The organism is Massilia sp. SYSU DXS3249 (genome assembly GCF_053668055.1).
The window spans coordinates 1-25,062 of sequence record NZ_JBSIPX010000019.1; the positions used below are offsets into that span (position 1 = coordinate 1).

Consider the following 25,062-nt stretch of genomic DNA (forward strand, 5'->3'; position numbering starts at 1 on the left):
GAGTCTGGAGGACATTTGGGAACTCTCTTTCCAGGGCATCGCACACTCCATTTGTTGGCTGTGCAATGATCATAAAAGTGTTACCTATGTCTCTAGACAGGTGTTACCTATGTCTCTGTGCTAAACAGAGAGCCCACCCTACAACATCAACATCAGGGCTTACCTCACCGGCTTGCCATCCTGATCCAGCACCACGACCTCTCCCCAGCCCAGCGCACGGATCCCCGCCTCCACCTTGCGCAGGTCGCCGATCACCATCCAGGTCACCTCGTCCGGCTTGACGAACTTGCCCGCCGCCTGGCCCAGCTGGGCCGGGGTCAGGGCCTTCAGGTTGGCCGAATACCCGCTCCAGTAGTTCTCCGGCAGGCCCAGGTTGACGCTGGCCAGCGCCGCGCCCTCGAGCGCGCCCAGGGTTTCGAAACGGCCGGCCAGGCGCGAGGTCATGTTGCGCATGATGCTCTCGTACTCGGTCCCCACCAGCGGACGCTCGCCCGCGACGCCTTTGACTTCCTTCGCCACTTCGCGCATCGCCTCGATCGTCTTGTCGGTCTGCACCGGCGCGATCGTCATGAAGCTGCGCTGGCCGCGCACCTCGGTGAGGCGCGCGCTGGTGCCGTAGCTCCAGTGTTTATCCAGGCGCAGGTTGCGGTTCAGGCGCGAGGTCGCGATGCCGCCGAAGTTGTGCATCACCGGCTCGATGGCCAGGTCTTCCGGCTGGCCGTAGGGCAGCGACAGGTGGGCGGCGACGATGGTCGATTGCGGCGCGTCCGGCTTGTCGATCAAATACACCTTGCGGCCGGGAGCAGCGGCGGCAGCGGCGCGCATCTGCTTGGCGGGCGCGGTGCCGGCCGCCCACTTGCCGAACGAGGCTTCCAGCGCCGGCAGCAGCTTGTCCATCGTGGTGTCGCCGGCGACGATCAGGGTCGCGCTGCCCGGCTTGAACCAGGTCGCGTGCCAGTTGGCGAGATCCTCGCGGCTGATGCCCTGCACGCTGGCCGTCGTACCGCTGGCCGGCTTGCCGTAGGCGTGCTCCTGGCCGTACAGCAGGCCCGGGACCAGGCGCGTGGCCAGGCTGGTTGGCTGCGCCTTTTCCTGGCCGATCTGGGCCACGCGGCGGCCCTTCTGCAACGTGAACTGGTCTTGCGGGAAGCTCGGCGCCAGCGCGGCATCGGCCATGATGGCCAGCGAGGGCGCGAGGTTGGCCGACGTCGCCTGCAGGCGCACCAGCGACTGGTCGGCGCCCGTACCGGTCGACAGGCGCGCGCCGAGGTTTTCCAGCGCGTCCGACAGCGCAAAGGCGTCGCGCGTCTTCGTGCCCTTGTCCAGCAGGTCGAGCGCCAGCGAGGCGGCGCCCGCCTTGGCCAGGGTGTCGGAAGCGACGCCGGCATCCACGGCCAGCGTCGCGTTGACGATCGGCGCCGTGTGGCGCTCGAGCAGGATCACTTGTAAACCGTTCTTCAGCTGGGCGCGCTGCATCGCCGGGAACTTCACGTCCGGCGCGTCGCCCAGGCCTGGGAGCACCTTGCGGTCGAGCGTCGACTTGACGGCGGCCAGTTTGGCGAACGGACGCACGGTCATCGTGTAGTGGTGGGCGCGCAGCCAGCGGTTGCCGGCGGCTTTTACTTCAGCCGCATCGGCCTTCGCCAGCTGCTCCAGGCGCGTCAGGTAGGCGTCGGGCGAGCCGCCATAGGTCTGGCTCTCGGCCAGCACGTCCGACCGGCCGCCGAAGCCGCCCAGGCGTTCCAGGCTGCGCGAGAAGTCGGACAGGGTGCGGGTTTTGACGCGCGCCAGTTCGGCGTTGGTCGGGCCCTTCTCCAGCAGCTCGGCGACGATGGCGTCCATTTCGCGTTCCACCGCCAGCGGATCGGTGCCCGGCTTGACGGTGACGACGATGTTGAAGGTGCCGCCCAGCTCCGCATCATTCACGTAGGTGCTGACACTCGTGGCGAAGTTCTTCTCGTAGACCAGGCGCTTGTCCAGGCGTGCGCTCTTCGAGCCGGCCAGCACTTCGGCCAGCAGGGACAGGCGCGGGGTGTCGGCGTCCTTCCATGCCGCCACGTGCCAGCTGCGGTAGATGCGCACCTGCGGCACGTGGTCTTCCATCTCGTCGCGGATGTTGCGGTCCAGGGTCGGGATCCACTGATCGGTGCGCGGCAGCGGCGGGCCCGGCGGGATCGCGCCGAAGTACTTGGTGACCAGCTCGAGCGCCTTTTCCGGCGTGATGTCGCCGGCCAGCGAGATCACCGCGTTGTTCGGGCCGTAGTACGTCCGGTACCACTCGCGGATGTCTTCCAGCGAGGCGGCCGACAAATCTTCCATGCTGCCGATGGTCGACCACGAATACGGGTGCGAGTACGGGTACATCTTGGCGCCGATCTCGTTGCGCACGCGGCCATAGGGCTGGTTTTCTCCTTGCCGCTTTTCGTTCTGCACCACGCCGCGCTCGCGCTCGAGCATCTCCTTCGAGATGTAGTTGCCGAGGAAGCCCATGCGGTCCGATTCGAGGAACAGGGTGCGTTCCAGCGCCGACACCGGCACGTCCTCGAAGAAGTTGGTGCGGTCGGTGTTGGTGGTGCCGTTGCGGTTGTTCGCGCCGAGGTCGTCCATCGCCTCGCGGAAGCCGTGCGGGTAGTTCTCGGAGCCGTTGAAGAAGAAGTGCTCGAACAGGTGGGCGAAGCCGGTCTTGCCGCGTTTTTCGTTGCGCGAGCCGACGTGGTACCACATGTTCACGCCGACCACCGGCACGCTGTGGTCCTCGTGCACGACCAGGGTCAGGCCGTTCGGCAGCACGAATTTCTTGTAGTCGATGGTGTAGGCCTTGCGGTCGAACGCAGGGGCCTTGGCGGCAGGGGCGGCGTGCGCGGGCAGCGCGGCGGTCGAGGCGAAGGCGAGCGCCAGCGCGGCGAGCAGGGGTTTGTTCATGGGTCTCCGGGGGAATGGTGTAGTTGTTGTGCGCGGTATTTTAACCGTGGGGTGCCGAGATCAGGATGGGTTTTGGATATGCATACGAGCGCCGACTGCGAGGGACGTAGGGTGGACGGGTCTCCCGTCCACGCGTTCAACCAGCTCCAGAACAGCCCTTAAGCCGCTTCCCGCATCAACCCCTGCACCTGCGCCAGCTGCTCCGCCGTCATCCTCCCCGCCACCCGCTTCAGGTACGGCCCCGCCGCCGGCACGCCGCTCGCCGCCGCGCGCGCCAGCCACTCGTAGGCCTCGATGAAATCGCGCATGGCGCCCTGCCCGGTCGCGTACATCACCCCGAGGTTGAACTGCGCCCGTGCGTGGCCCTGGCGCGCCGCGCACAGGTACCAGAAGTGAGCCGCCTCGTAGTCGCGCTCGGCGCCGTGGGCGCTGTCGTAGCGTAGGCCGAGCGCGAACTGGGCCAGCGCGTGGCCGGCGTCGGCCGCTTTGCGGTACCAGCGGGTCGCTTCGACCGGGTCGACCGTGTCGGCGCGGTCGAGCAGGGTCGCCACCATGTGCTGGGCCGGCACGTAGTCCTGCTCGGCCGCGCGCAGGTACCAGCCGAGTGCGCGCGCCGCGTCCTGGCGCACCCCGGCGCCGTTCTCGTAGCGCAGTCCCAGGTCGAACTGGGCGCGCAGGTGGCCCTGCTCGGCCGCCTTCTCGTACCAGGCGACGGCCTGCGCCGGATCCTGCTCGACGCCGCTGCCCACATCGAAGAGCTGCGCCAGGTGGTACTGCGCCGCCGGCAGACCCTGGTTCGCCGCTTGCCGGTACCAGTGCGCGGCCTGCACCGGATCGCGCTCGACGCCCTGGCCGTGCTCGTAGCGCAGCCCGAGGTTGTCCTGGGCGCCGGCGTGACCGCGCTCGGCCGCGCGGCGGAACCAGGTCAGGGCCTGCGCTTCGTCGCGCGCCACGCCGTGGCCGCTGTCGAGGATCAGGGCGAGGTTGAATTGGGAACTGGCGTGGCCCTGGGCGCCGGCGCGCTCGTACCAGGCGATCGCCTGGCGGCTGTCCTGTTCGAGGTCCTGTCCCTTGTCATAGCGCAGCGCCAGGTTGAACTGGGCCGGCGCATGGCCTTGCGTGGCGGCGCGGCGCAGCCAGTCGAGCGCCTGGGCGGGATCGCGCTCGACGCCCTGTCCGCTGTCGTAACGCAGCGCCAGTGCGAACTGGGCGCGCGCATAGCCCTGCTCGGCCGCACGCCGGTACCAGCCCAGCGCCGCATCGAGGTCTTGTGCCACGCCCTTGCCGCCGTCGTACATCATGCCGAGGTTGTGCTGGGCGCCGGGGTCGCCCTGTTCGGCCGCCTGGCGGAACCAGTGCAGCGCCTGGCCGACGTCGGCCGGCACGCCCTGGCCTTTGGCATACAGCCAGCCGAGGTTGTACTGGGCCGGGGCATAGCCCTGTTCGGCCGCCATGGCATACCAGCGGATCGCCTGCTCGGGGTCCTGGGCCACGCCCTGTCCCTTCTGGTACATGACGCCGAGGTTGTACTGGGCCTGGGTGTAGCCGGCGGTGGCGGCCTTGCGGTACCAGGCCACGGCCGTTTCCTCGTCGCGCGCCACGCCCTGCCCGTTCGCATACATGAAGCCCAGGCTGTGCTGGGCGCTGGCGATGCCGCGCTCGGCCAGGCCCTTGATGCGCAGGTACTCGGCCGTGTGGCGTTCGCCCGTGGCGGGCGCGCTTGCGCTATGCACGATGGATCAGGCGCGAAGCGCGTGCACCACCGGCCGCGCGGGAGCCGAAGCCGGCACCGAAGCCGGCACGGAAGCTGGCACCGACGCGGCCTGGGCACGCAGCACGCCGATAAAGCTCGACAGCGAAATCGGGCGGTAAAACAGGTAGCCCTGCATCGTCTCGCAGCCGTTGGCGCGCAGGTAGTCGGCCTGCGTCTCGGTCTCGACGCCTTCGGCCACCAGGTTCAGGTTCAGGCCGCGCGCGATCGAGATGATCGCCAGGATCACCGGATAGTGGCCCTCGGCGTCGTGGATCTCCTGCACGAAGGACTGGTCGATCTTCATCGTGTGGATCGGGAAGCGGTGCAGGTAAGACAGCGACGAATAGCCGGTGCCGAAATCGTCGATCGCCACCGACACGCCGAGCTGGCACAGTTTGTTGAGCTGCTCGATCGCGTACTGCGGATTGCGGATGCAGATGTTCTCGGTGATTTCGACCTCGATCTGGCCGGGCGAGATCCCGTAGCGCACCAGCGCCCCGCGCATCTTCTCGAAGAAGTCGCCGCGGTCGAGGTATTGCGGCGACAGGTTGAGCGACAGTTTCACCTCCTGCCCACCGGCCAGGTTCCACTGCAGCATGTCGCGGCACAGGGCGCCGATCATCCAGTCCGAGATCGGCAGCATCAGGCCGTTCTCTTCCGCGAAGGGCAGGAATTCGCCGGCCGACAGCAGCCCGCGCGTCGGATGGTTCCAGCGCATCAGCGCTTCGGCCCCGACGATGCGCCCGCTGGTCGAATCGATCTGCGGCTGGTAGTACATCTCCAGCTCGTTGTGCTCGAGCGCGCGGCGCAGCGCATGCTCCAGCGCGATCTTCTGGTGCGACACGTCGAGCATCGAGTCGTGATAAAAACTGTGGCCGTTCTTGCCCAGGGCCTTCACCTGGTACATCGCGATGTCGGCATGGCGCAGCAGCTCGTCGATCGATTCGCCATCGCCGGGATAGATCGCGATGCCGATCGAGGCCGAGATGTGCACTTCGTGGCCGTCGAGGTCGAACGGGCGCTGCAGGCTCTCGAGGAACTTGTCGGCGATCAGGCGCGCGTCGTCGCGGTCGCGCAGCTCCGGCAGCACGATCGTGAATTCGTCGCCGCCCTGGCGCGCGATGGTGTCGCCGCGGCGCAGGCAATCCTTCAGGCGCACGGCGGCCTGCTGCAGCAGCTCGTCGCCCTTCACATGGCCGAGCGTGTCGTTCACCAGCTTGAAGCGGTCGAGGTCGATGAACATCACGGCCAGTTCGGTCTGCTTGCGCTTGGCCTGGATCACGGCAAGACCCAGGCGGTCCTTGAACAGGATCCGGTTCGGCAGGTCGGTCAGGATGTCGTGGTAGGCCTGGTAGGAGATGACCTCCTCGGCGCGCTTGCGGTCAGTGATGTCGCGCGCGACGCCATAGGTGCCGAAGAACTCGAGTTTTCTCACTTCGCCGTCGGGCACGTGCATGCCGATCGAGTTCAGCGAGATCGTCATCAGCGTGTTGTTGAAGGTGCGCTCGCCGCTATTGCTCTTGGCGCCCCTGCACTTGAGGCGCAGTTCGACGTTGCGCGAGGCGCGCTCGTCGACGCGGCGCTCGTTGAAGACATAGCGCGCGCGTTCCAGGTCTTCGTCGTGCACCAGGATCGAGTAATGCTTGCCGATCAGCTCATCGCGCGAGAATCCCAGCAGCTGGTAGGCGCGGTCGTTGACGAAGGTGAAGCGGCCTTCGTGGTTCAGCGTGTAGATGATGTCCGGCGAGCTGTCGACCAGGTAGCGGTACATCTTCTCGGAGTTCTCGAGCTGGTTCGCGATGCGCATGTTGGCGGAGGCCAGGCGGCGCTGCTCGAGCGCGTTGCCGACCGTTTTCAGCAGTTCTTCGCGGCTGTAGGGCTTGCGCAGGTAGTCGTAGGCGCCGCGTTTCAGGGCGCCGATGGCGGCCTCGATTCCCACTTCGCCGCTCATCACGATCACGTCGGCGCCGACTCCGCGCTCGTTCATGAAGTCCATGATCTCGTGGCCGCCGATGTCGGGCAGGCGCAGGTCGAGCAGGACCAGGTCGAAGCGGAAGCGCGACAGGTGGGCGATGGCCTCGGTGCCGGAGCTGGCCGTGGTCAGGTGGAAGCCGCGGTCGCGCAGCAGCTCGTAGAGGGAAGACAGCAGGCGCGGCTCGTCGTCGACCAGCAGCAGGTGTGGCTGGTCTTCGGTATCGGCATGCCAGGCGGGATCGCCACCGGCGCAGTACTCGTTCATGATGACCTTAAGCAGAACCGATTGCGCGCACCGGGATCGCCGGGGCAACGCTGGCGCCGGACCAGGCCGGCAGCAGGATTTCAAATGCAGTGCCACCGCGGCCGCTGCGGCAGGCGATCTGGCCGCCCAGCTTTTTCACCAGGCCGTGCACGATCGACAGGCCGAGGCCGCGATGGGCGCCGTCCTTGGTGCTGCGCACCACCGAGAACAGGTTGTTCATCACGTCCGGCGACAGGCCCGGGCCGGTGTCGGTCACGGCCAGTTCCAGGTACAGCTTGCGCTCGCGGTGGACGATGCCGCGGTTGACGATCTCGATGCGCCCGCCGCCGCTGGAAGCCAGCGCCTCGACCGCGTTCTTGACGAGGTTCACCAGGATCTGCTTGAGCAGGTCGGCTTCGCCCTCGACCAGGCGCGCTTCCTCGTTCATGCTGGTGGCGATCTGCACGCTGGCCGGCACGAACTGGCCGGCGCGGAACAGGCGCACCACGTCGTCGACGACCTTGGCCACGTCGAGCGGACGCGGGCCGCTGGCTTCGGGCTTGAGCTCGGCCAGGCTGCCGATCAGCTGGCCGACGCGGTCGATCTCTTCGTTCAGGACCGACATTTCGGTGGCGACCGGTTCCTGGCGCGCGAGTTTACTGTCGAGGACACTCAGGTAGTTCTTGATGATCGACAGCGGGTTGTTCACCTCGTGCACCACGCGGCGCGACGCTTCGCGGTATTCCTCGGCGACGCTGGCCAGCTGGCGCCGCGCGTTGCCCTTCTCGAACAGCGCGGTCTCCAGGGCGCTCGCCGCCTGTGCGCCGAAGGACTGCATGAAGCGCTCGCGCTTCTGGCAATCGGCCAGCTGCCAGCTGGCGATGCCGCCGACCATCACGCCCAGGCAACGCCCGCCCGCCACCAGCGGCAGGCAGACCATGCTCTCGGTGCCGAGCATGCGCAGCAGCTGCTCTTCGGGCAGGGCCAGGGGGGCGGAATCGCGCCGGATGTAGGCCGTGCGGCGCTGCTGCACCGCTTCGGCAACCTGCCCTCCCTTACCCAATGGGATCGCGAACTCGGCGATGCGCACGCTGGGGCCGCCGGGGGCGCCGACCAGCATCTGGCCGGTCGGGTTCTCGAGCAGGATCACGGTATTGTCGAAATCGAACAGGATGCGCGCCGAGCGCGTCATCGATTCGAGCAGGCCGCCTTCTCCCTGCTGGCGGGCGAAGGTCTGGCCGACCTCGGACACCAGCACCAGGTTGCGCACCTCTTCCTGCAGGCGCTGCTGGACCGGGTCGAGGGCCGGCGCGGCAAAGGCCGGCGGAGTCGGGATGTCGTCGGCGCCGGCCAGGTCGATGCCGAGGTGGACGGCGGCCTTGTCGACCTGGCGCGCGCTCGACGTCAGCATGGCATCGAGCTCGCTTTCTTCGATGCCGCACAGCGCGGCGGCGTCGAGCAGCGCCTGGCTGTCGTCGGCATGGCAGGCCATCACATGGGCCAGGCGCACGATGCGGATCAAAGGATGCGCCGCTTCCAGGCGCTCGCTCGACTCGTGGTGGTACAGCACCGCGTCGGCCAGGAAGGAATCGAGCTGCCAGCGCTCGACCAGCCAGGCGCCGGCTTCGGCGTGCGTGATCTGCAGCGTGCGCTGCTCGACCGCGCACAGGTCTTCGTCGTCGCGCGCGGTGAAGTTAAAAGCGTATTCCTTCGGCGCGGTGGCCAGCAGGGCCAGGCGCCCGACGTTGTGCAGCAGGCCGCCGAGATAGGCTTCTTCAACGTGCGGATAGTCCATGCGGCGCGCGATGTCGCGCGCGAGCACCGCGGCGGCCAGCGAGCGCTTCCAGAAGGCGCGCAGGTCGGTGCTGCCGGAATGCGGGAAGCTGTTAAAGGTCTGGAACACCGAGTCGCTGATCACCAGCGTCTTGATCATGTCGGTGCCAAGCGCGACGAGCGACTGCTCGAGGTTCACGCCGCGGCCGTTGCGGTGGTAGGCCGAGCTGCTGGCGGTGGCCAGCAGCTTGCCGGTGATACCGGCGTCGTTCGCGATCAGGGCGGCCAGCTCCGGCATGCCGAGGTCGTCGGCCTGCAGGTGCCCGAGCAGCTTGATGAGTATCTGCGGCATCGCCGGCAAACGGGCGATCAGCAGACGATTGCGGATATCCTGGTCTGGTTGGTGCATTGTCTCAAGCGAGGACGCCACTGAACGAGGTTGTGGGGTGGCGTCCCCTCGGGGCTACCACGACATGACATTCATGCAATCTTTGGAACAGAGACTGCTTCCCGCTTCTGTTCCATTGTAAAAAAGTCGTCTTAGCATATATACATTTCTGATCGGGAACAATACTTTCAATCAAAAGTATGTTTCACACCAGAAGATTGATGCATATAGGGTACGTTTTATTGCATAAAAGACATATCAGACGTATAACATAACCCGTCGTTCTTGCTCAAGCGCCCCGTGCCTTCATGCGGCGGTACTGGCGCGCGATCAGCCACAAGCCCAGCGACATCACGGCGAACCCGGCCTGCCCCAGGGCCAAGGCCAGCACCGAGTGCGACAGCATCGGCGCGATGATGCCGGCCACGATAGCCCCCATCAGGGTCGTGATGAAGGACTGGCAGGAGGCGGCGGTGCCGCGGATGTGCGGGAACAGGTCGAGCGCGAGCAGCGTCGCGCCCGGCGAAATGAGCGAGCTGCCGAAGGTGAAGACGAACATCGGCAGCACGGTCCACGGCAGCGCCGGCGGCTGCAGGAGGTGGTAGCCGACGTTGAAGGCGACGGCGCTGAGCATGAAGCCGAAACCGATCCAGATCTGGCGCGGGAAACTGAATTTGCCGGCCATCCGGTTGGCCGCCATCGAACCGAGGAAGATGCCGCTCACGGTGGGCACGAACAGCCAGGCGAACTGCGAGGGCCCGAGCCCCAGGTGCACCGGCAGCAGCACCGGCGAAGCGGTAATGTACAGGAACAGCCCGGCGAAGTTGAGCGCCGTGATGCCGGCCTTCATGTGGAACAGGAAGGAGCTGAAGATGGCGCCATAGCTCTGCGCCAGGAAGCGCGGATTGAAGGGCTGGCGCTCCGTTTTCGGCACGGTTTCCGGCAGGTGCTGCCAGCACACCCAGCCCAGCACTACCGTATAGCCGAACAGCGCGAGGAAGATCGCGCGCCAGTCGAACCAGGTGACGATCCAGCCGCCCAGCACGGGCGCCAGCGCCGGCGCGATCGAGAAGATCATCGTCACCATCGACAGCAGCCTCGCCGCCGGCGCGTCGGAATACAGGTCGCGGATGATGGCGCGCCCGACCACCACGCCGGCCCCGGCCGAGACCCCCTGCATGATCCGGAACACCCACAGGTAATGCACGGTCGAGGCGGCCGCGCAGCCCAGGGTGCCGATCGCGAAGACGACCAGGGCGACCAGGATCACGTTGCGCCGCCCGAAGGCGTCCGACAGCGCGCCGTGCCACAGCACCATGCCGGAGAAGGCCAGCATGTAGGCGGTGAGCGTCTGCTGCACCTCGATCGAGGACGCCGCGAGGCTGGACTGGATCTGCGGGAAGGCCGGCAGGTAGGCGTCGATCGAGAACGGGCCGAGCATCGACAGCGCGGCCAGCAGCGTGGCCAGCCCGCCCGCCGACAGCATGACGATCTTGTGCGGCGCCGGCAGCGGCACCGGGATCACGGGGTCTTTCGGCAGCTGGTCGGGTTCGGTCGGAGGCAGCATGGCGGTGTTTACTCCGCGCCCGGTGCCGAATCCTGCTTCGGTTTCGCTTCCTCGCGGCGGTTGTAGCCGGCCACCATGTCGAAGCGGAACAGGCGGCACTCCAGGGCGCCGTTGAAGAACGGCGTCTTGCGCGCTTCCTTCAAACGCAGCAGCTTGGGCAGCGACAGGTCGGCCGTGAACAGGAACACGGTCCAGCCGGCGAAACGCTGCTTGAGCGTGGTGCCCAGCGCCGAGTAGAAACTCACCGCCATCTCGTCCTGCGGCACGGTCGAGTCGCCGCGCACGCCGATGCGCTCGCCGTACGGAGGATTGGTCAGCAGGATGCCGGGGCCCGGGACCGGCGGGCTCACGTGCTGGGCCTCGATCTGCTTCAGGGGCACGTCGAACAGGATGCCGGCGATCTTCAGGTTGTGGCGGGTCATCGCGACCATGTCGCCCGAGATGTCGGAACCGAAGATGGTCGGCTCGCTCGGCAGCGGATTGGCCTTGATCGCGGCCTTCATCTCCTGCCAGGCTTCGCGCTCGAAGTCGGCGAACTGCTCGAAGGCGAAACGACGGCGCGCGCCCGGCGGAATGCCCTGCACCATTTGCGCCGCCTCGATCAGGATCGTGCCCGAGCCGCACATCGGGTCGAACAGGGGGACGCCCGGCTTCCAGCCCGACACGCGCAGCATGCCGGCAGCCAGGTTCTCGCGCAGCGGCGCGTCGCCCGTTTCTTCGCGCCAGCCGCGCTTGAACAGCGCTTCGCCCGAGGTGTCGAGGTAGATGATGAAGTTGCGCTGGTCGAGGAAGCCGACGATGCGCATGTCCGGCTCGCGCGTGTCGACCGAGGGACGCTTGTTGAACTGGTCGCGGAAGCGGTCGCAGATCGCGTCCTTGATTTTCAGCGTCGTGAATTCCAGGCTTTTCAGGGGCGACTTCACGGCGGTGACGTCGACGCGGATCGTGTGGTCCACGCTGAACCAGTCTTCCCAGGGCTGCTCGAGCACGAGGTCGTAGATGTCGTTCTCGTTCATGTAGCTGCGCTGGCCCATGCGCATGAGCACGCGCGACGCGATGCGCGAGTGCAGGTTGATGCGGTAGGAATCGACCAGCGTGCCCGAGCAGTGCACGCCGCCCGGCACCTGGTTGTGGACCTTCAGCGTGGGGCTGTGCGCCTGGGCGATTTCAGTCAGTTCTTCGGCCAGCGCCGCTTCCATGCCGCGCGGGCAGGGGCAAAAATAGGAGGTCATGGGGGTACCCTTTGTCCGTTAGTAAAAAATAATGAGGCCGAAAGCGCCTGCGCTTTCGGCCAAGGTGTTCGATTGTTTGCGGCCCGAGTGTCGAGCCGGCGATGTTCAAATGGTGAGTCCGCGCGGGCACAAGTGCCCACCCTACGTAGGGTGGACGGCTTTGCCGTCCACGCGTTCAACGCACGCTCGCACGCCGCGCTATCAGAACGGCTTCACCACCACCAGAATCACGATCAGCGCCAGCAACACGACCGGCACTTCGTTAAACCAGCGGAACCACGTATGGCTGCGTTTATTCACGCCCGCCTCGAATTTCTTGAGGATCGAGCCGCAGGCATGATGGTAGCCGATCGCCAGCACCACCAGCGCCAGTTTCGCGTGCAGCCAGCCGCCCCGGATGCCGAAGCCCATCCACAGCCAGACGCCCAGCAGCACCGCCGGCACCGCCAGGATCGTCGTGAAGCGGAACAGCCGGCGCGCCATGCCCAGCAGGCGGGCGGTCGCGCCCTGCTCGGTTTCCTGGGCCAGGTTCACGAAGATGCGCGGCAGGTAGAACAGGCCGGCGAACCAGGAGGCGATGAAGATGATGTGGAAGGCTTTGATCCAGAGGTACATGGGTTCCTTGTGCTTAGCTGCGGATTTCGCCGTGACCGAACACGACGTATTTGAGTGAAGTCAGCCCTTCCAGCCCGACCGGCCCGCGCGCGTGCAGCTTGTCGTTCGAGATGCCGATCTCGGCGCCCAGGCCGTATTCGAAACCGTCGGCGAAGCGGGTCGAGGCGTTCACCATCACCGAAGCCGAATCGACTTCGCGCAGGAAGCGCAGCGCCGCGCTGTAGTCTTCGGTGACGATCGCCTCCGTATGCTTCGACGAATAGCGGTCGATGTGGTCCATCGCTTCCTCGATGCCGGCGACGACCTTCACGGCCAGGATCGGCGCCAGGTATTCGGTGCTCCAGTCTTCCTCGACGGCGGCGCTCAGATGCGGGTAGCCGGCAAGGATCGCGCGCGCTTCCTCGTCGGCGCGCAGCTCGACATCCTTGGTCTTGTAGAGCTCGGCCAGCTGGGGCAGCACCGTCGGCGCGATCGCGCGCGACACCAACAGGGTCTCCATCGTGTTGCAGGTGCCGTAGCGGTGGCATTTGGCGTTGAACGCAATCGGCAGCGCTTTCGCCAGGTCCGCCTTGTCGTCGATGTAGACGTGGCAGATGCCGTCGAGGTGCTTGATCATCGGGACCGTCGCTTCCTCGATCAGGCGCGCGATCAGGCCCTTGCCGCCGCGCGGCACGATCACATCGACGTATTGCGGCATCGTGATCAGGGTGCCGACGGCGGCGCGGTCGACCGTGTCGACCACCTGCACGCTTTCCACCGGCAGGCCGGCCTTCTGCAGGCCTTCGGTGACCAGCTTGGCCAGGGCGCGGTTGCAGTGGATCGCTTCCGAGCCGCCGCGCAGGATGGCCGCGTTGCCGCTCTTGATGCACAGGCCGGCGGCGTCCACCGTCACATTCGGGCGCGCTTCATAGATGATGCCGATCACGCCGAGCGGCACGCGCATCTGGCCGACCTGAATCCCGCTCGGGCGCGACTTCATGTTCGAGAGCTCGCCGATGGGGTCGGGCAGCGCGGCGATCTGGCGCAGGCCGTCGACCATGGTCGCGATCGCGCTTGGCGACAGGGCGAGGCGGTCGAGCAGCGCCGGGGCCAGGCCGGCGTCACGGGCGGCGTCGAGGTCGCGCGCGTTGGCGTTCGAGAGCGCGGCGGCATCGCGTTCGATGGCCTCGGCAATCAGCAGCAGGGCACGGTTGCGGGTGGCGCCATCGGCCCGCGCCATCGCGCGCGAGGCCGCGCGGGCGTTGCGGCCCAGCGTGTGCATGTAATCGGTGATGTCCATCGTGTCGGTTCCAGTTGCGTTAAGCATGTAGCGTGATGCGTTTTCGACGTGCAGATGTGCAGATGTGCGTTGGAACGTCTCCCGTAGGGTGGGCATGTGTGGTGCTGGCATCTAGCCAGCCCCACTGCCCACGCGGATGGTGCGAGCCTCTTGCAGAGCACCTGCAGGTCCAGGAACCGGTGCATACCGGCACAGGCCAACGACTCAACCTACCCCGCCACCTTCAACGCCAGCTGCAACATCGCATCCCACGCATCCCCGGCAAAGGCCCTGGCCCGCAATCCCTTGACCATCTTGTCCACCTGCGCCGCCTCCTGCAGGGCCGCTTCCAGCGTGGCCAGGGACACGCGCCGCAGCGCCGGTTCCATCATCCGCTCGCGCGGACCCCAGATCCGGTATTCCTTCATGAGCGCCCCGAGCGGCCGCCCCTGCGCCATCCCGGCTTTCAATTTTAACAGCGTGCGGATTTCTTCGGAGACGGCCCACAAGACCAGCGGCAGCGCCTCCCCTTCCCCCTTCAGGCCGTCGAGCATGCGCGCCAGGCGCGCCGGGTCTCCGGCCAGCATCGCTTCCGACAATTTGAAAACGTCGTAGCGCGCCACGTTCAGCACGGCGTCCTGCACCTGCTCGAAACTCAGCTTGCCCGGCTCGTGCAGCAGGCCCAGTTTCTGGATTTCCTGGTGCGCCGCCAGCAGGTTGCCTTCCACCCGGTCCGCGATGAAATCGAGCGCGCTGCGGTCCGCGCTCTGCCCCTGGGCGCCCAGGCGCATCCCGATCCAGCCGGGCAGCTGCGCGCGCTCGACGTTCGGGATCTCGATGTAGACCGCCGCCTGCTGCAGCGAGGCGACCCACGAGGCCTTGGCGGTCTGCCAGTCGAGCTTGGGCAGGGTGATGAGGGTCAGGTTGTCCGGGCTGAGGTCCTTGGCGTAGGCCTGCAGGGCGGCGCTGCCGTCCTTGCCCGGCTTGCCGCTCGGGATGCGCAGCTCGATCAGCTTCTTGTCGCCGAACAGGGACAGCGCCTGGTTGGCCGCCAGCAGTTCGCCCCACTTGAAGGTACGCTCGACGGTGAGGACGTCGCGTTCGGTATGGCCGGCCGCGCGCGCCGCGCGGCGGATTTTATCGGCCGCCTCCAGCGCCAGCAGGTGCTCGTCGCTGGTGATGACGTACAGCGGCGCCAGCCCTTTTGCCAGATGGGGCTCGAGCGCCTCGGGCCGTAATTGCATCGCTACTCCCTGGCCCGCTTATTGGGCAGGCCGGGCTGCCGGCGTCGCAGCCGGCTGCGCCGACAGCGCCCCGGCCGGCTTCACGGCCGCCAGGCGGCGCATGATCTGCTGCACCAGGTCGGACTGCATGTCGCGGTACAGCAGCTCTTCCTCGCCTTCCTTCGCCAGCACCGCTTCTTCGCTGAAGGTCAGGTTGCGGCGCAGGGTGATCTCGGTCGGGCCGAGCATCAGGTTGCCCCTGGCGTCGCGCAGCTGGAACACCAGCGTATAGCTCAGCAGGTACTCGCGCACGCGGCCCAGGTTGTTCAGCGACAGGATGGCCTTGTTCCGCCCTTCCGACAGCACCTCGAAGCGGGCCTCGGCGCCTTCCTGGGTCGGCATGATGACGACCCGGTCGCCGGCGCGCAGGTTGCGCTTGAGCTCATTGCCCAGCGGAGAGGTGTCCGGGAAGGCCAGGAAAATGCTCGCGAACGGCATGTTGTAGGCATCGGTCGAGCCGCGCAGCTTGAAGCCGCAGGCCGACACGGCCGCCGCCAGCAGCAGCGCGCCGGCCGCGCGTACCAGGAGAGTAGATACGCGCATGGCTTACACCACAATGTTGATGAGTTTGCCGGGCACGACGATGACCTTCTTCGGCGTGCCTTCCACGAACTTCTGCACCGCTTCCGATGCCAGCGCGGCCGCTTCGACCGCCGCCTTGTCGGCATCCTTCGGCACCTTGACGGAACCGCGCAGCTTGCCGTTCACCTGGATCATCATCTCGATCTCGGCCTGCTCCAGCGCCGCCGGGTCGACTTCCGGCCACTGCACGTCGAGGATGTCGCCGTACACCTTCGCATAGCCCAGGTCCTGCCACAGGGCGTGGGTGATGTGCGGCGCCACCGGATTGAGCATGCGCAGGAAGATCGACAGGCCTTCCGCGATCACCGCGTCGCCGGCCACGCCTTCGGCCAGCTTGCTTTGCTCCAGCGTGTTGAGCATCTTCATGCAGGCCGAGACCACGGTGTTGTACTGGATGCGTTTCAGGTCGTAGTCGGCCTGCTGCAGCAGCTTATGCACTTCGCGGCGCAGGGTCTTGTGGGATTCGTCGAGCGATCCCTGCTGCTGGCCGCCCAGCGCCGCCGCGATGCGCTCGCGCTGCGCGTAGCCGAAGGCCCAGACGCGGCGCAGGAAGCGGCTTGCGCCTTCGACGCCGCTGTCCGACCACTCCAGGGTCTGCTCCGGCGGCGAGGCGAACATCGTGAACAGGCGCGCGGTGTCGGCGCCGTACTGCTCGATCTGCGCCTGCGGGTCGATGCCGTTGTTCTTCGACTTCGACATCTTCTCGGTGCCGCCGATTTCGACCGGCTGGCCATCGGCCTTCAGGGTCGCGCTCTGCGGGCGGCCCTTGTCGTCGAAGACGAGTTCCACGTCGGCCGGGTTGAACCAGGTTTTTTTACCGGCCGCGTCTTCGCGGTAGTAGGTCTCGTTGAGGACCATGCCTTGCGTGAGCAGGTTGACGAAGGGCTCGTCGAACTTCACCAGGCCGAAGTCGCGCATGACCTTGGTCCAGAAGCGCGCATACAGCAGGTGCATGACGGCGTGCTCGATGCCGCCGATGTACTGGTCCATCGGCATCCAGTAATCGTTGCGCGCGTCGACCATGGCGTCGTTCGAACCCGGCGAGGTATAGCGCATGTAGTACCAGGACGAGTCGATGAAGGTGTCCATCGTGTCGGTCTCGCGGCGCGCGGGCTTGCCGCACTTCGGGCAATCGCACTTCAGGAAGGCCTCGTCCTTGCCCAGCGGGTTGCCGGTGCCGTCCGGGACCAGGTGCTCGGGCAGCACGACCGGCAGGTCGGCTTCCGGCACCGGCACCACGCCGCATTCGGCGCAGTGGATCATCGGGATCGGCGTGCCCCAGTAGCGCTGGCGCGAGATGCCCCAGTCGCGCAGGCGGAAGGTGACCTTCTTGTCGCCCAGGCCCTTTTCGGCCAGGTCGCCCGCGACCGCGTTCACGGCGGCGATGTAATCGAGGCCGTCGTACTTGCCCGAGTTGATGACGCGGCCGTTTTCCTTGTCGCCGTACCACTCCTGCCAGCCGTCGAGCGAGAATGCCTGGCCTTCGACTTCGACCACCTGCTTGATGGGCAGATCGTATTTTTTCGCGAACGCAAAATCGCGCTCGTCATGGCCCGGCACGCCCATCACGGCGCCGTCGCCATAGGTGATCAGGACGTAGTTGCCGACCCAGACCGGCAGCTGCTCGCCCGACACCGGGTGCGTCACGAACAGGCCGGTCGGCATGCCCTTCTTTTCCATCGTCGCCATGTCGGCTTCGATGACGGAACCGAGCTTGCATTCGGCGATGAAGGCGGCCAGCTCCGGATTGTTCCTGGCCGCGTGCTGGGCCAGCGCGTGTTCCGGCGCCACGGCGCAGAAGGTCACGCCCATCAGGGTGTCGGCGCGGGTGGTGAAGACGTACAGCTTGCCTTCGTTGATCAGTTCACCGGCGTCGTCCATCACCACGTGCGGAAAGGCGAAGCGCACACCGGTCGACTTGCCGATCCAGTTGGTCTGCATGGTGCGCACGCGCTCCGGCCAGCCCGGCAGCTTGTTGTCGACGAAGTCGAGCAGCTCCTCGGCGTAATCGGTGATGCGCACGTAGTACATCGGGATCTCGCGCTTTTCGATCGGCGCGCCGGAACGCCAGCCCTTGCCGTCGACGACCTGCTCGTTGGCGAGCACGGTCTGGTCGATCGGGTCCCAGTTCACGGTGCCGGTCTTCTGGTAGATGATGCCTTTCTCGAGCATCTTCAGGAACATCCACTGGTTCCACTTGTAGTATTCCGGCTTGCAGGCGGTCATCTCGCGCGACCAGTCGATGGCCAGGCCCATCGACTCCATCTGCCCGCGCATGTGCGCGATGTTCGAATAGGTCCACTCGGCCGGCGGTACGTTGTTCGCCATCGCGGCGTTCTCGGCCGGCATGCCGAAGGCATCCCAGCCCATCGGCATCAGCACGTTGTAGCCGTTCATCCGCAGGTAGCGGTACATCACGTCATTGATCGTATAGTTGCGCACATGGCCCATGTGCAGCTTGCCGGATGGATAAGGCAGCATCGAGCAGGCGTAGTACTTGCCCTTAGGGAAACGTGGATCGTGTTCGACGGCTTTATAGGCATCGATCGACTTCCAGTACGCCTGTGCGGCCTGTTCAACTTCGGCGGGACTATATTTATCTTGCATGATGTTCTGCGGACGGAATTTTGGAGGGTGGAGCAGAACATTATACTGGTTCATCTTGCACTGCGGCGAAGCGGGGCAGGATGAGGCGATAAGGGGCTGACTGGACGCCTTTTGCCGGCGCAAGCCAGAGGCGCTGACCGTAGGGTGGGCTGGAAACGCGTCAGTCTCCTGGCAGAATTCCTGGACGCCTTGGCGCGTACCGAACAGGAAGCCGAGCGCCGCCGGGCGCAGCGGCAGCGCCGGCATCACGTAGTGGGAATGGAAAGCAGGTCCGCCGCGCCCGGGTCCGATGAGGACGCCATGCCGGGCGGACGCAAATGATTTAACGAAGAACCAGTTCCAAGGCCGGCTTTTCGCCGTAGTCTTCGTAGCGCTCGTTGATGCCGCCGACGCAGAACACGATCTCGTCGACCAGGTCCGGCAGGCGGCCGCGCAGGCCGGCGCTGTCGGTGATGACGATTTCCAGCACCTCGTCCGGCTGCAGGCGGAACTTGGTCATGTTCTCGTCGTCGCGCAGGTAGCTCAGGCAGTCGACCCAGGTGTCGATGGTGTCGCCCGTCGCCGTGTGAAAGCCGAATGCGCGGCGGCTCTCGGCCAGGAAGCTCGCTTCGTTGACGATCGCCGCGCCGTTCAGTTCTGCCACTGCCATGGTTATCCTTTCACGCCCGTTTTCAGGCCGAGCACGTCCTGCATGTCGTACAGGCCGTTCGCCTTGTCGGCGATGAAGCGCGCGCCGCGCAGGGCGCCGTGGGCGTAGGTGACGCGGCTGCTCGATTTATGGGTGATCTCGATGCGCTCGCCGATGCCGGCAAACAGGACCGTGTGGTCGCCCACGATGTCGCCGCCGCGCACGGTGGCGAAACCGATGGTCGAGGGATCGCGCTCGCCGGTCACGCCTTCGCGGCCGTAGACGGCGCATTCCTTCAGGTCGCGCCCCAGGGCGTCGGCAATGACTTCGCCCATTTTCAAGGCGGTGCCCGATGGCGCATCGACCTTGTGGCGGTGGTGCGCTTCGATGATTTCGATGTCGTAGCCTTCGGCCAGGCTCTTCGCGGCCATTTCCAGCAGCTTGAGGGTGATGTTCACGCCCACGCTCATGTTCGGCGCGAACACGACGGCCGTTTTTTCGGCGGCCGCCTGGATCGCGGCCTTGCCGGCGTCGTCGAAACCGGTGGTGCCGATGACGATCTTGACGCCGTTCGCGGCGCAATACTTCAGGTGCTCGAGCGTGCCTTCCGGACGCGTGAAGTCGATCAGGCAGTCGGCGCCGGCCAGAGCGCGCGCGAGGTCGGACTCGATGGCGACGCCGGTCAGCTGGCCCGAAAAGGCGCCGGCATCCTGGCCGATGAAGGGCGACGCCGCCACGTCGAGGGCGCCGGACAGCTGGGCGTCGGGGGCGGCGGCGATCGCTTCGATCAGCATGCGGCCCATGCGCCCGCTGGCGCCGGCAACCGCGATTTTCATGTGATTCATAGCAATTACGGGGTGGTCGTGGACGTTGCTGGCTGTGCCGCCGTGGTCGGCTCGATCGGACGGACGGGCGCGGCGGCTGCCTTCTTCGAGGTCTTGATCGGGCCGGCGATGCGCGCGATGTATTCGCGTTCGGTCGGCAGGTTGCCGCCGTCGAAGCGCTCGACCACGCCGTCCTTGAAATACACGGTGACGCGGCTGGTGGTCAGTTCGCCGTTGCCGCGCGCGAGATAGAACGGGTAGTCCCAGCGGTCGGCGTGGAACATGTCGGTCAGCAGCGGCGTACCCAGCAGGAAGCGCACCTGGTCGCGGGTCTGGCCCACTTTCAGCTGGCTCAGCATTTCCTGCGAGACGAAGTTACCCTGCTGAATGTCCGGACGGTAAGGCGAGAAGATCCAGAGGAACTTCTGCAGCTTGGTGACCTGGGTCGTTTGCGCACCCGCATTGGCCAGCGCGGCCGACTTGTCGGCATCGGCTTCCACGGCTTGCGCGGACGTGCTCACCGGCGCGGCGGGCCGGGTCTGGTTGCGCCAGGATGCGCAGCCCGACAGCAGCAGCGTGCATGCAAGGCCTGCGGCAAGCGTCGCGCGGGCATAGGAACGATGAACAACGGCATCAATGACGCGCATAAGTAACCTCAAAACGTATTAGGCGGAGCTTCCAAAACGCTATATCATAAAGCACTCCGCCCATCTACGAGTAACAAACATGAGTAACAAACCGACCGACCTGAAGGCGAGCGGCCTGAAGGCGACTTTGCCTCGCCTGAAAATCCTCGAAATTTTCCAGAACAGCGAAGTGCGCCACCTGACGGCGGAAGACGTCTATAAAATCCTGCTGGCCGAGAACATGGACGTCGGCCTGGCGACCGTCTATCGGGTGCTGACCCAGTTCGAGCAGGCCGGCCTGCTCAACCGCAACCACTTCGAAACCGGCAAGGCGATTTATGAGCTGAACGCCGGTTCGCATCACGACCACTTGGTCTGCCTCGACTGCGGCCATGTCGAAGAATTCTTCGACGAGGAAATCGAATCGCGCCAGCACAAGGTCGCCGTCGAACGCGGCTTCAAGATCGCCGAGCACGCGCTGGCGATCTACGGCAATTGCGTCAAGCCGGCTTGCCCGCATCGGGGTAATAACTGATCGGGTTACTTCGCAATGAAGAACGGCGCCGAGGGCGCCGTTTTTTGTTGCTGCATAGTTGTAGGGTGGGCACCCCGTGCCCACGCGGAACGGTGAATGGCGGTAGCGTCAGCCACGGTATTGCGTTAACGCCCGTTTAAAAACACCCCGAAGAATACAAGCGTTAACGATGCACGGCGATCCAGTCAACAATGATCACCATTCCGCGTGGGCACGGGGTGCCCACCCTACGAATGACTCAGCGCATTCGACAGCAGCTTGGCCGTGATATCCACGATCGGGATCACGCGCTCGTAGGCCATGCGGGTCGGGCCGATCACGCCGAGGGTGCCGACGATCTTGCCGTTGACCTCGTAAGGTGCGGTGACCACGCTCATTTCGTCCATCGGCACCAGTTTCGATTCGCCGCCGATAAAAATCTGCACGCCGCCGGCCTTGCTCGACACGTCGAGCAGCTGCATCAGCCCGGTCTTTTGCTCGAACATCTCGAACAGCTGGCGCAGCGAACTCATGTTCGAGGACAGGTCGGACACCGACAGCAGGTTGCGTTCGCCGGAAATGACCATGCCGTCGCCCTGCTCGGCCATCGCCTCGGTGCCGGCTTCCACGGCCGTCTGCATCAGGCCGCCGATGTCGTCGCGCAGCTGGCGCAGTTCGCTGCCCAGGCGCCGGCGCACTTCGTCGAAGGTCAGGCCGGCGTAATTCTGGTTCAGGTAATTGGCCGACTGCACCAGTTGCGCCGGGGTGTAGTCGACCTCGGTCAGCAGCAGGCGGTTCTGCACGTCGCCGCGCGGGTCGACGATCACCAATAAAATGCGGCGCTCGGACAGGCGCAGGAATTCGATCTGCTGGAACACGGATTCGCGGCGCGGGCTCTGCACCACGCCGGCGAACTGCGTCAGGGACGACAGCATCTGCGCCGCGCTGGCAATGGTCTTTTGCGGTTGCTGGCAGGCCAGGCGCATGCGCTCGGGATCGACGCCGTGCTGTCCGTCCAGGTGCTGGACCGTCAGCAGGGTGTCGACGAACAGGCGGTAGCCGCGCGGCGTGGGCACGCGGCCGGCCGAGGTGTGGGGACTGGCGACGTAGCCCATTTCCTCGAGGTCGGCCATGATGTTGCGGATCGTGGCCGGGGACAGGTCGAGGCCCGAGATCTTCGAGAGCGCGCGCGACCCGACCGGCTGGCCATCGGCGATGTAGCGCTCGACCAGGGCTTTCAGGAGGGTTTGGGCACGGGGTTCAAGTTGCATGGGGAAGAAAACGGGCAGAATGGTTCTGTACCTATTATGCACGTTCGCCCGCGCTCTGTGCGCTCAGAGCGCCGCTCTCAGGCGTGTTCGCGCTTGAGCCAGGCAAGCAAGGCATCGAAGTCCGACACGATCGCATCCGGCTCGATGCCCTCCTCCAGGTGGCGCCGGCTGGCGGTGCGGTTCATCCAGACGCCCCGCATCCCGGCGCGCTGGGCGCCCTGCACGTCGAGCACCAGGTCGTCCCCGACATACACCGCCTCGTGGGGCGCCACGCCGAGCGCGTCGAGGGCGGCATGGAAGATCGCCGGGTCCGGCTTGGCGCGCCCGAAGGCCGGCGCCGACACCGAGGCGTGGAAATGGTGGGCCAGGCCGATCGTCTGCAGGTCGGCGTTGCCGTTCGTGACCGATCCGATCAGCACCCGCCCTTTCAGGCGCAGCAGGCCCGGCAGCACGTCGTCGTAAGGAATCACGGCATTGCGCGCGGCGAAGAATTCGATCATGGCCAGCTCGACTTTGGCCGCGTCCTCGCCGGCCTGTTCGAAGGCCGCCACCAGGCCGGCACGCCGCAGCGCGCCCAGGTCGAGCTGGAACTCGGGTTTTCTCGCCAGGAGCTCCAGGCGGGCCTGGCGCAGGCTGTCGATGGTGAAGCGCTCCGCCACCCGCGGCACGTTGTTGGCAAGCCACGCGAACAGGGTCTGCTCGGCCTGCAGGATCACGGGAGCGATGGGCCACAAGGTGTCGTCGAGGTCGAACAGGACGGCTTTGGGCCAGGGGCGGCGGTGGGAGGGCGTCATCGTGAGTGCGTTGAGGGGACCACCCAAGTGGGGGCGACCCAAGCATAGCGAGGCCAGCGGCGAAATGCAAACGCGCCCGGCTAGCGGACGGCCCCTGCGTGGAGAGGCGCGTTACACCGTGATACAAAGCGCAAAGAGCCCGGGCCTTGTCAAATGCTCTAAAATGATGGGCAAACTTCTACCGTGCGGCGTGGCGCACCCGCTTGCGCGCCAGCCCCTTCCCTTTTTATTTGGAGAAATGATGATTCGTTCCCCCCTGCGTGCCGGCATCGCGCTGGCATGCGCGCTGGGCCTGTCCGCCTGCGGCGGCGGCGACGGCGATATATATGTCGGCGGCCAGGCGACCGGTGTCACCAAGGCCGGCCTGGTGCTGACGCTCAATGGCGGCTCCGACCTCGAAGTCCCCACGTCCGGCTCTTTCCTCTTCAAGGACCTCGTGGAAACGGATTCGCGCTATGACGTCAAGGTCAAGAGCGTTCCGCCGAACGTCGAAAAAATCGAAGACTGCGTGGTGACCAACGGCACCGGCCGCGCCGTCTTCAACGTCTCCAACGTGTTTGTTACCTGCACGATCCGCAAATGGGACCTGGGCGGCTCGATCGTCGGCCTGGGCAACCGGACCGGCCTCGTGCTCGTCAACGGTACCGACCGTGTCGAGATCCCGGCGAATGCCACCGAATTCAAGATGGCCAAGGTATCGGAAGAATCGCCCTACGGCGTGACCGTGCTGCCGACGCCGGGCGGACCGAACTGTACCGTGGAAAACGGCAGCCGTGAAAAAATGCCATCGAGCAATGTCACGGACATCGTCGTACGCTGCACCCCATGATTCTGGAGGCTAATTTGAAGAAATCGACCCTGGCGCTGTCGGCGCTGACCCTGGCGCTGGCCGCCGGCCTGAGCGCCTGCGGCGGCGGCACCTCGACCTACACGATCGGCGGCGTCGTCACCGGCCTGGAGTATCCGGGACTGGTGCTGTCGAACAATGGCGAAGACCTGCCGATCGCGCAAGCCGGCTACGACGAAACGACGAACACGGCGACTGGCGTCGTCACGCGCACGCCGAAAAACGTCACCTACGCCTTCAAGAACCAGGTCGACTACGGCGATCCCTACGACGTCACCATCAAGGCTTCGCCTCCGCACCAGGTCTGCGTGCAGAACGGCGGCACCACCGATACGGCAGGCCGCCTGTCCACCATCAACGCCGTCATTTCCTGCGCGCTGGTCAGCAACACGATCGGCGGCACGGTGAGCGGCCTGACGGCAGAGGGACTCAAGCTGACCAACGGCAGCGCCAGTGCCCCTTTGACCGTGGCTGCGAATGCCACCAGCTTTATCTTCCCGGAAGAGGTGGTGTACAACCAGACTTATGGCGTGACGGTAGTGGAAGAGCCTGCTGGTCTCAATTGCAGTGTCACTAACGGTGCAGGCACCATGCAAGACGATCCGGTCAACAACATTGCCGTCGTCTGCACGCCGGAAGCCTAGGGACAGATATTCGCCACACGCATGTCGACCATTCCAAAAGAAAATTAGACTTATATGTTGTGGCGCAGCATAATGCTTCTGTCTCCTCCAACTCTCCTCAGAAAAGAATTGGATTTAGCCCGCCCGCAACGGCGGGCTTTTTTTTGCCCGCGTTTTCATTCCGTTGCCGGCAGAGCGCTTCAGCCGCCTCTGGTTCAGGCCGACAGGCGCTTGGCGCTGACCTTCACCACGGCCACTTTTTCGCTGCCGACCGCCACCATCGCATCGGCGCGCACTTGCGCCTTGTAGCTCTCGGCACTCGCATAGGTGCTGACGCCCACGACCAGTGCGGCAACGACGAACAGGGCTTCCATGTGTTTGAGGATGTTCATTTCAGTACTCCCTTGGGTGAGTGTTGTGCCCTGCGCCGAGTGCGTTTGGGCTTTCGATGGGAGTACTTTAGCAACCGGGTCGGAGGGCTTCCATCGGGTTGCGACGAACTGCAAAAAGCGCGCGATGAAGCGCGCGGAGGGGCGATATACCGTGTTTACGCACGATGGTGCGGTGCGTCACGGATGAGGTAGGGGCGTTATCTATCCGTAGGGTGGACTCCCGAGTCCACGCGTATGCAATAAATGAGCAGATGCGGCGTCAATCCGATCCGGCGACGTGGAGGTTCCCTGAAACGCTGCGACACGCATAAGTACGACCGCGTGGACTCGGGAGTCCACCCTACA

Annotated in this window: 20 protein-coding genes; 3 read left to right on the top strand and 17 right to left on the bottom strand. The window is 65.6% G+C overall.

Annotation, left to right across the window (positions count from 1 at the left end; all coding sequences use genetic code 11):
- Window positions 1-159: 159 nt before the first annotated feature.
- From ACWCIA_RS19090 to ACWCIA_RS19155, 14 genes are all read right to left on the bottom strand, one after another.
- Window positions 160-2,922 carry a M16 family metallopeptidase gene (locus tag ACWCIA_RS19090; RefSeq protein ID WP_454165822.1) on the bottom strand — a complete coding sequence of 921 codons (2,763 nt, stop codon included), beginning with the start codon at window positions 2,920-2,922 and terminating at the stop codon, window positions 160-162.
- A gap of 158 nt (window positions 2,923-3,080) precedes the next feature.
- Complete coding sequence (locus ACWCIA_RS19095) at window positions 3,081-4,655, bottom strand: tetratricopeptide repeat protein (RefSeq protein ID WP_454165824.1); 1,575 nt, start codon at window positions 4,653-4,655, stop codon at window positions 3,081-3,083.
- A 6-nt stretch (window positions 4,656-4,661) separates the two neighbouring features.
- A complete protein-coding gene (locus ACWCIA_RS19100) occupies window positions 4,662-6,914 on the bottom strand; it encodes a putative bifunctional diguanylate cyclase/phosphodiesterase (protein ID WP_454165826.1) in 2,253 nt (750 codons plus the stop codon).
- Between the two features lie 7 nt (window positions 6,915-6,921).
- A complete protein-coding gene (locus tag ACWCIA_RS19105) occupies window positions 6,922-9,075 on the bottom strand; it encodes an HDOD domain-containing protein (protein ID WP_454165827.1) in 2,154 nt (717 codons plus the stop codon).
- Window positions 9,076-9,343: 268 nt separating this feature from the next.
- Window positions 9,344-10,621, bottom strand: a complete 1,278-nt coding sequence (locus tag ACWCIA_RS19110; RefSeq protein ID WP_454165829.1) for a multidrug effflux MFS transporter — start codon at window positions 10,619-10,621, stop codon at window positions 9,344-9,346.
- A gap of 8 nt (window positions 10,622-10,629) precedes the next feature.
- Window positions 10,630-11,853: a THUMP domain-containing class I SAM-dependent RNA methyltransferase gene (locus tag ACWCIA_RS19115; protein WP_454165831.1), complete on the bottom strand. Its 1,224-nt coding sequence runs from the start codon at window positions 11,851-11,853 to the stop codon at window positions 10,630-10,632.
- Window positions 11,854-12,054: 201 nt separating this feature from the next.
- On the bottom strand, window positions 12,055-12,468 hold the full coding sequence (locus tag ACWCIA_RS19120) for a CopD family protein (RefSeq protein WP_454165832.1): 414 nt from the start codon (window positions 12,466-12,468) through the stop codon (window positions 12,055-12,057).
- Between the two features lie 13 nt (window positions 12,469-12,481).
- On the bottom strand, window positions 12,482-13,747 hold the full coding sequence (locus ACWCIA_RS19125) for a glutamate-5-semialdehyde dehydrogenase (RefSeq protein ID WP_454165834.1): 1,266 nt from the start codon (window positions 13,745-13,747) through the stop codon (window positions 12,482-12,484).
- Between the two features lie 209 nt (window positions 13,748-13,956).
- Window positions 13,957-14,970 carry a DNA polymerase III subunit delta gene (holA, locus tag ACWCIA_RS19130; RefSeq protein ID WP_454165835.1) on the bottom strand — a complete coding sequence of 338 codons (1,014 nt, stop codon included), beginning with the start codon at window positions 14,968-14,970 and terminating at the stop codon, window positions 13,957-13,959.
- Window positions 14,971-14,988: 18 nt separating this feature from the next.
- On the bottom strand, window positions 14,989-15,552 hold the full coding sequence (locus ACWCIA_RS19135; protein WP_454165837.1) for an LPS-assembly lipoprotein LptE: 564 nt from the start codon (window positions 15,550-15,552) through the stop codon (window positions 14,989-14,991).
- Between the two features lie 3 nt (window positions 15,553-15,555).
- Window positions 15,556-18,198, bottom strand: coding sequence for a leucine--tRNA ligase (gene leuS / locus ACWCIA_RS19140; protein ID WP_454165839.1), 2,643 nt, complete (start codon window positions 18,196-18,198; stop codon window positions 15,556-15,558).
- A gap of 322 nt (window positions 18,199-18,520) precedes the next feature.
- Window positions 18,521-18,847, bottom strand: a complete 327-nt coding sequence (locus tag ACWCIA_RS19145) for a barstar family protein (protein WP_454165841.1) — start codon at window positions 18,845-18,847, stop codon at window positions 18,521-18,523.
- A 2-nt stretch (window positions 18,848-18,849) separates the two neighbouring features.
- Window positions 18,850-19,671: a 4-hydroxy-tetrahydrodipicolinate reductase gene (gene dapB, locus ACWCIA_RS19150; RefSeq protein ID WP_454165842.1), complete on the bottom strand. Its 822-nt coding sequence runs from the start codon at window positions 19,669-19,671 to the stop codon at window positions 18,850-18,852.
- A gap of 5 nt (window positions 19,672-19,676) precedes the next feature.
- On the bottom strand, window positions 19,677-20,297 hold the full coding sequence (locus tag ACWCIA_RS19155; protein ID WP_454165843.1) for an outer membrane protein assembly factor BamE: 621 nt from the start codon (window positions 20,295-20,297) through the stop codon (window positions 19,677-19,679).
- Between the two features lie 79 nt (window positions 20,298-20,376).
- Here ACWCIA_RS19155 and fur point away from each other — a divergent pair, with 79 nt between their 5' ends.
- Window positions 20,377-20,811: a ferric iron uptake transcriptional regulator gene (fur, locus tag ACWCIA_RS19160; RefSeq protein ID WP_454165845.1), complete on the top strand. Its 435-nt coding sequence runs from the start codon at window positions 20,377-20,379 to the stop codon at window positions 20,809-20,811.
- Between the two features lie 227 nt (window positions 20,812-21,038).
- On the opposite strand, the gene hrcA is transcribed toward fur, so the two are convergent.
- On the bottom strand, window positions 21,039-22,061 hold the full coding sequence (gene hrcA / locus ACWCIA_RS19165) for a heat-inducible transcriptional repressor HrcA (protein ID WP_454165847.1): 1,023 nt from the start codon (window positions 22,059-22,061) through the stop codon (window positions 21,039-21,041).
- Window positions 22,062-22,138: 77 nt separating this feature from the next.
- Window positions 22,139-22,855, bottom strand: a complete 717-nt coding sequence (locus tag ACWCIA_RS19170) for an HAD family hydrolase (RefSeq protein WP_454165849.1) — start codon at window positions 22,853-22,855, stop codon at window positions 22,139-22,141.
- Between the two features lie 241 nt (window positions 22,856-23,096).
- Here ACWCIA_RS19170 and ACWCIA_RS19175 point away from each other — a divergent pair, with 241 nt between their 5' ends.
- Together ACWCIA_RS19175 and ACWCIA_RS19180 are read left to right on the top strand one after the other, a co-directional pair.
- Window positions 23,097-23,684, top strand: a complete 588-nt coding sequence (locus tag ACWCIA_RS19175; protein ID WP_454165851.1) for a hypothetical protein — start codon at window positions 23,097-23,099, stop codon at window positions 23,682-23,684.
- 14 nt (window positions 23,685-23,698) lie between these two features.
- The gene (locus ACWCIA_RS19180) at window positions 23,699-24,346 is read left to right on the top strand and encodes a hypothetical protein (protein ID WP_454165853.1); all 648 of its coding nucleotides are present in this window, start codon (window positions 23,699-23,701) and stop codon (window positions 24,344-24,346) included.
- Window positions 24,347-24,540: 194 nt separating this feature from the next.
- On the opposite strand, the gene ACWCIA_RS19185 is transcribed toward ACWCIA_RS19180, so the two are convergent.
- Complete coding sequence (locus ACWCIA_RS19185) at window positions 24,541-24,717, bottom strand: hypothetical protein (protein WP_454165854.1); 177 nt, start codon at window positions 24,715-24,717, stop codon at window positions 24,541-24,543.
- Window positions 24,718-25,062 lie beyond the last annotated feature (345 nt).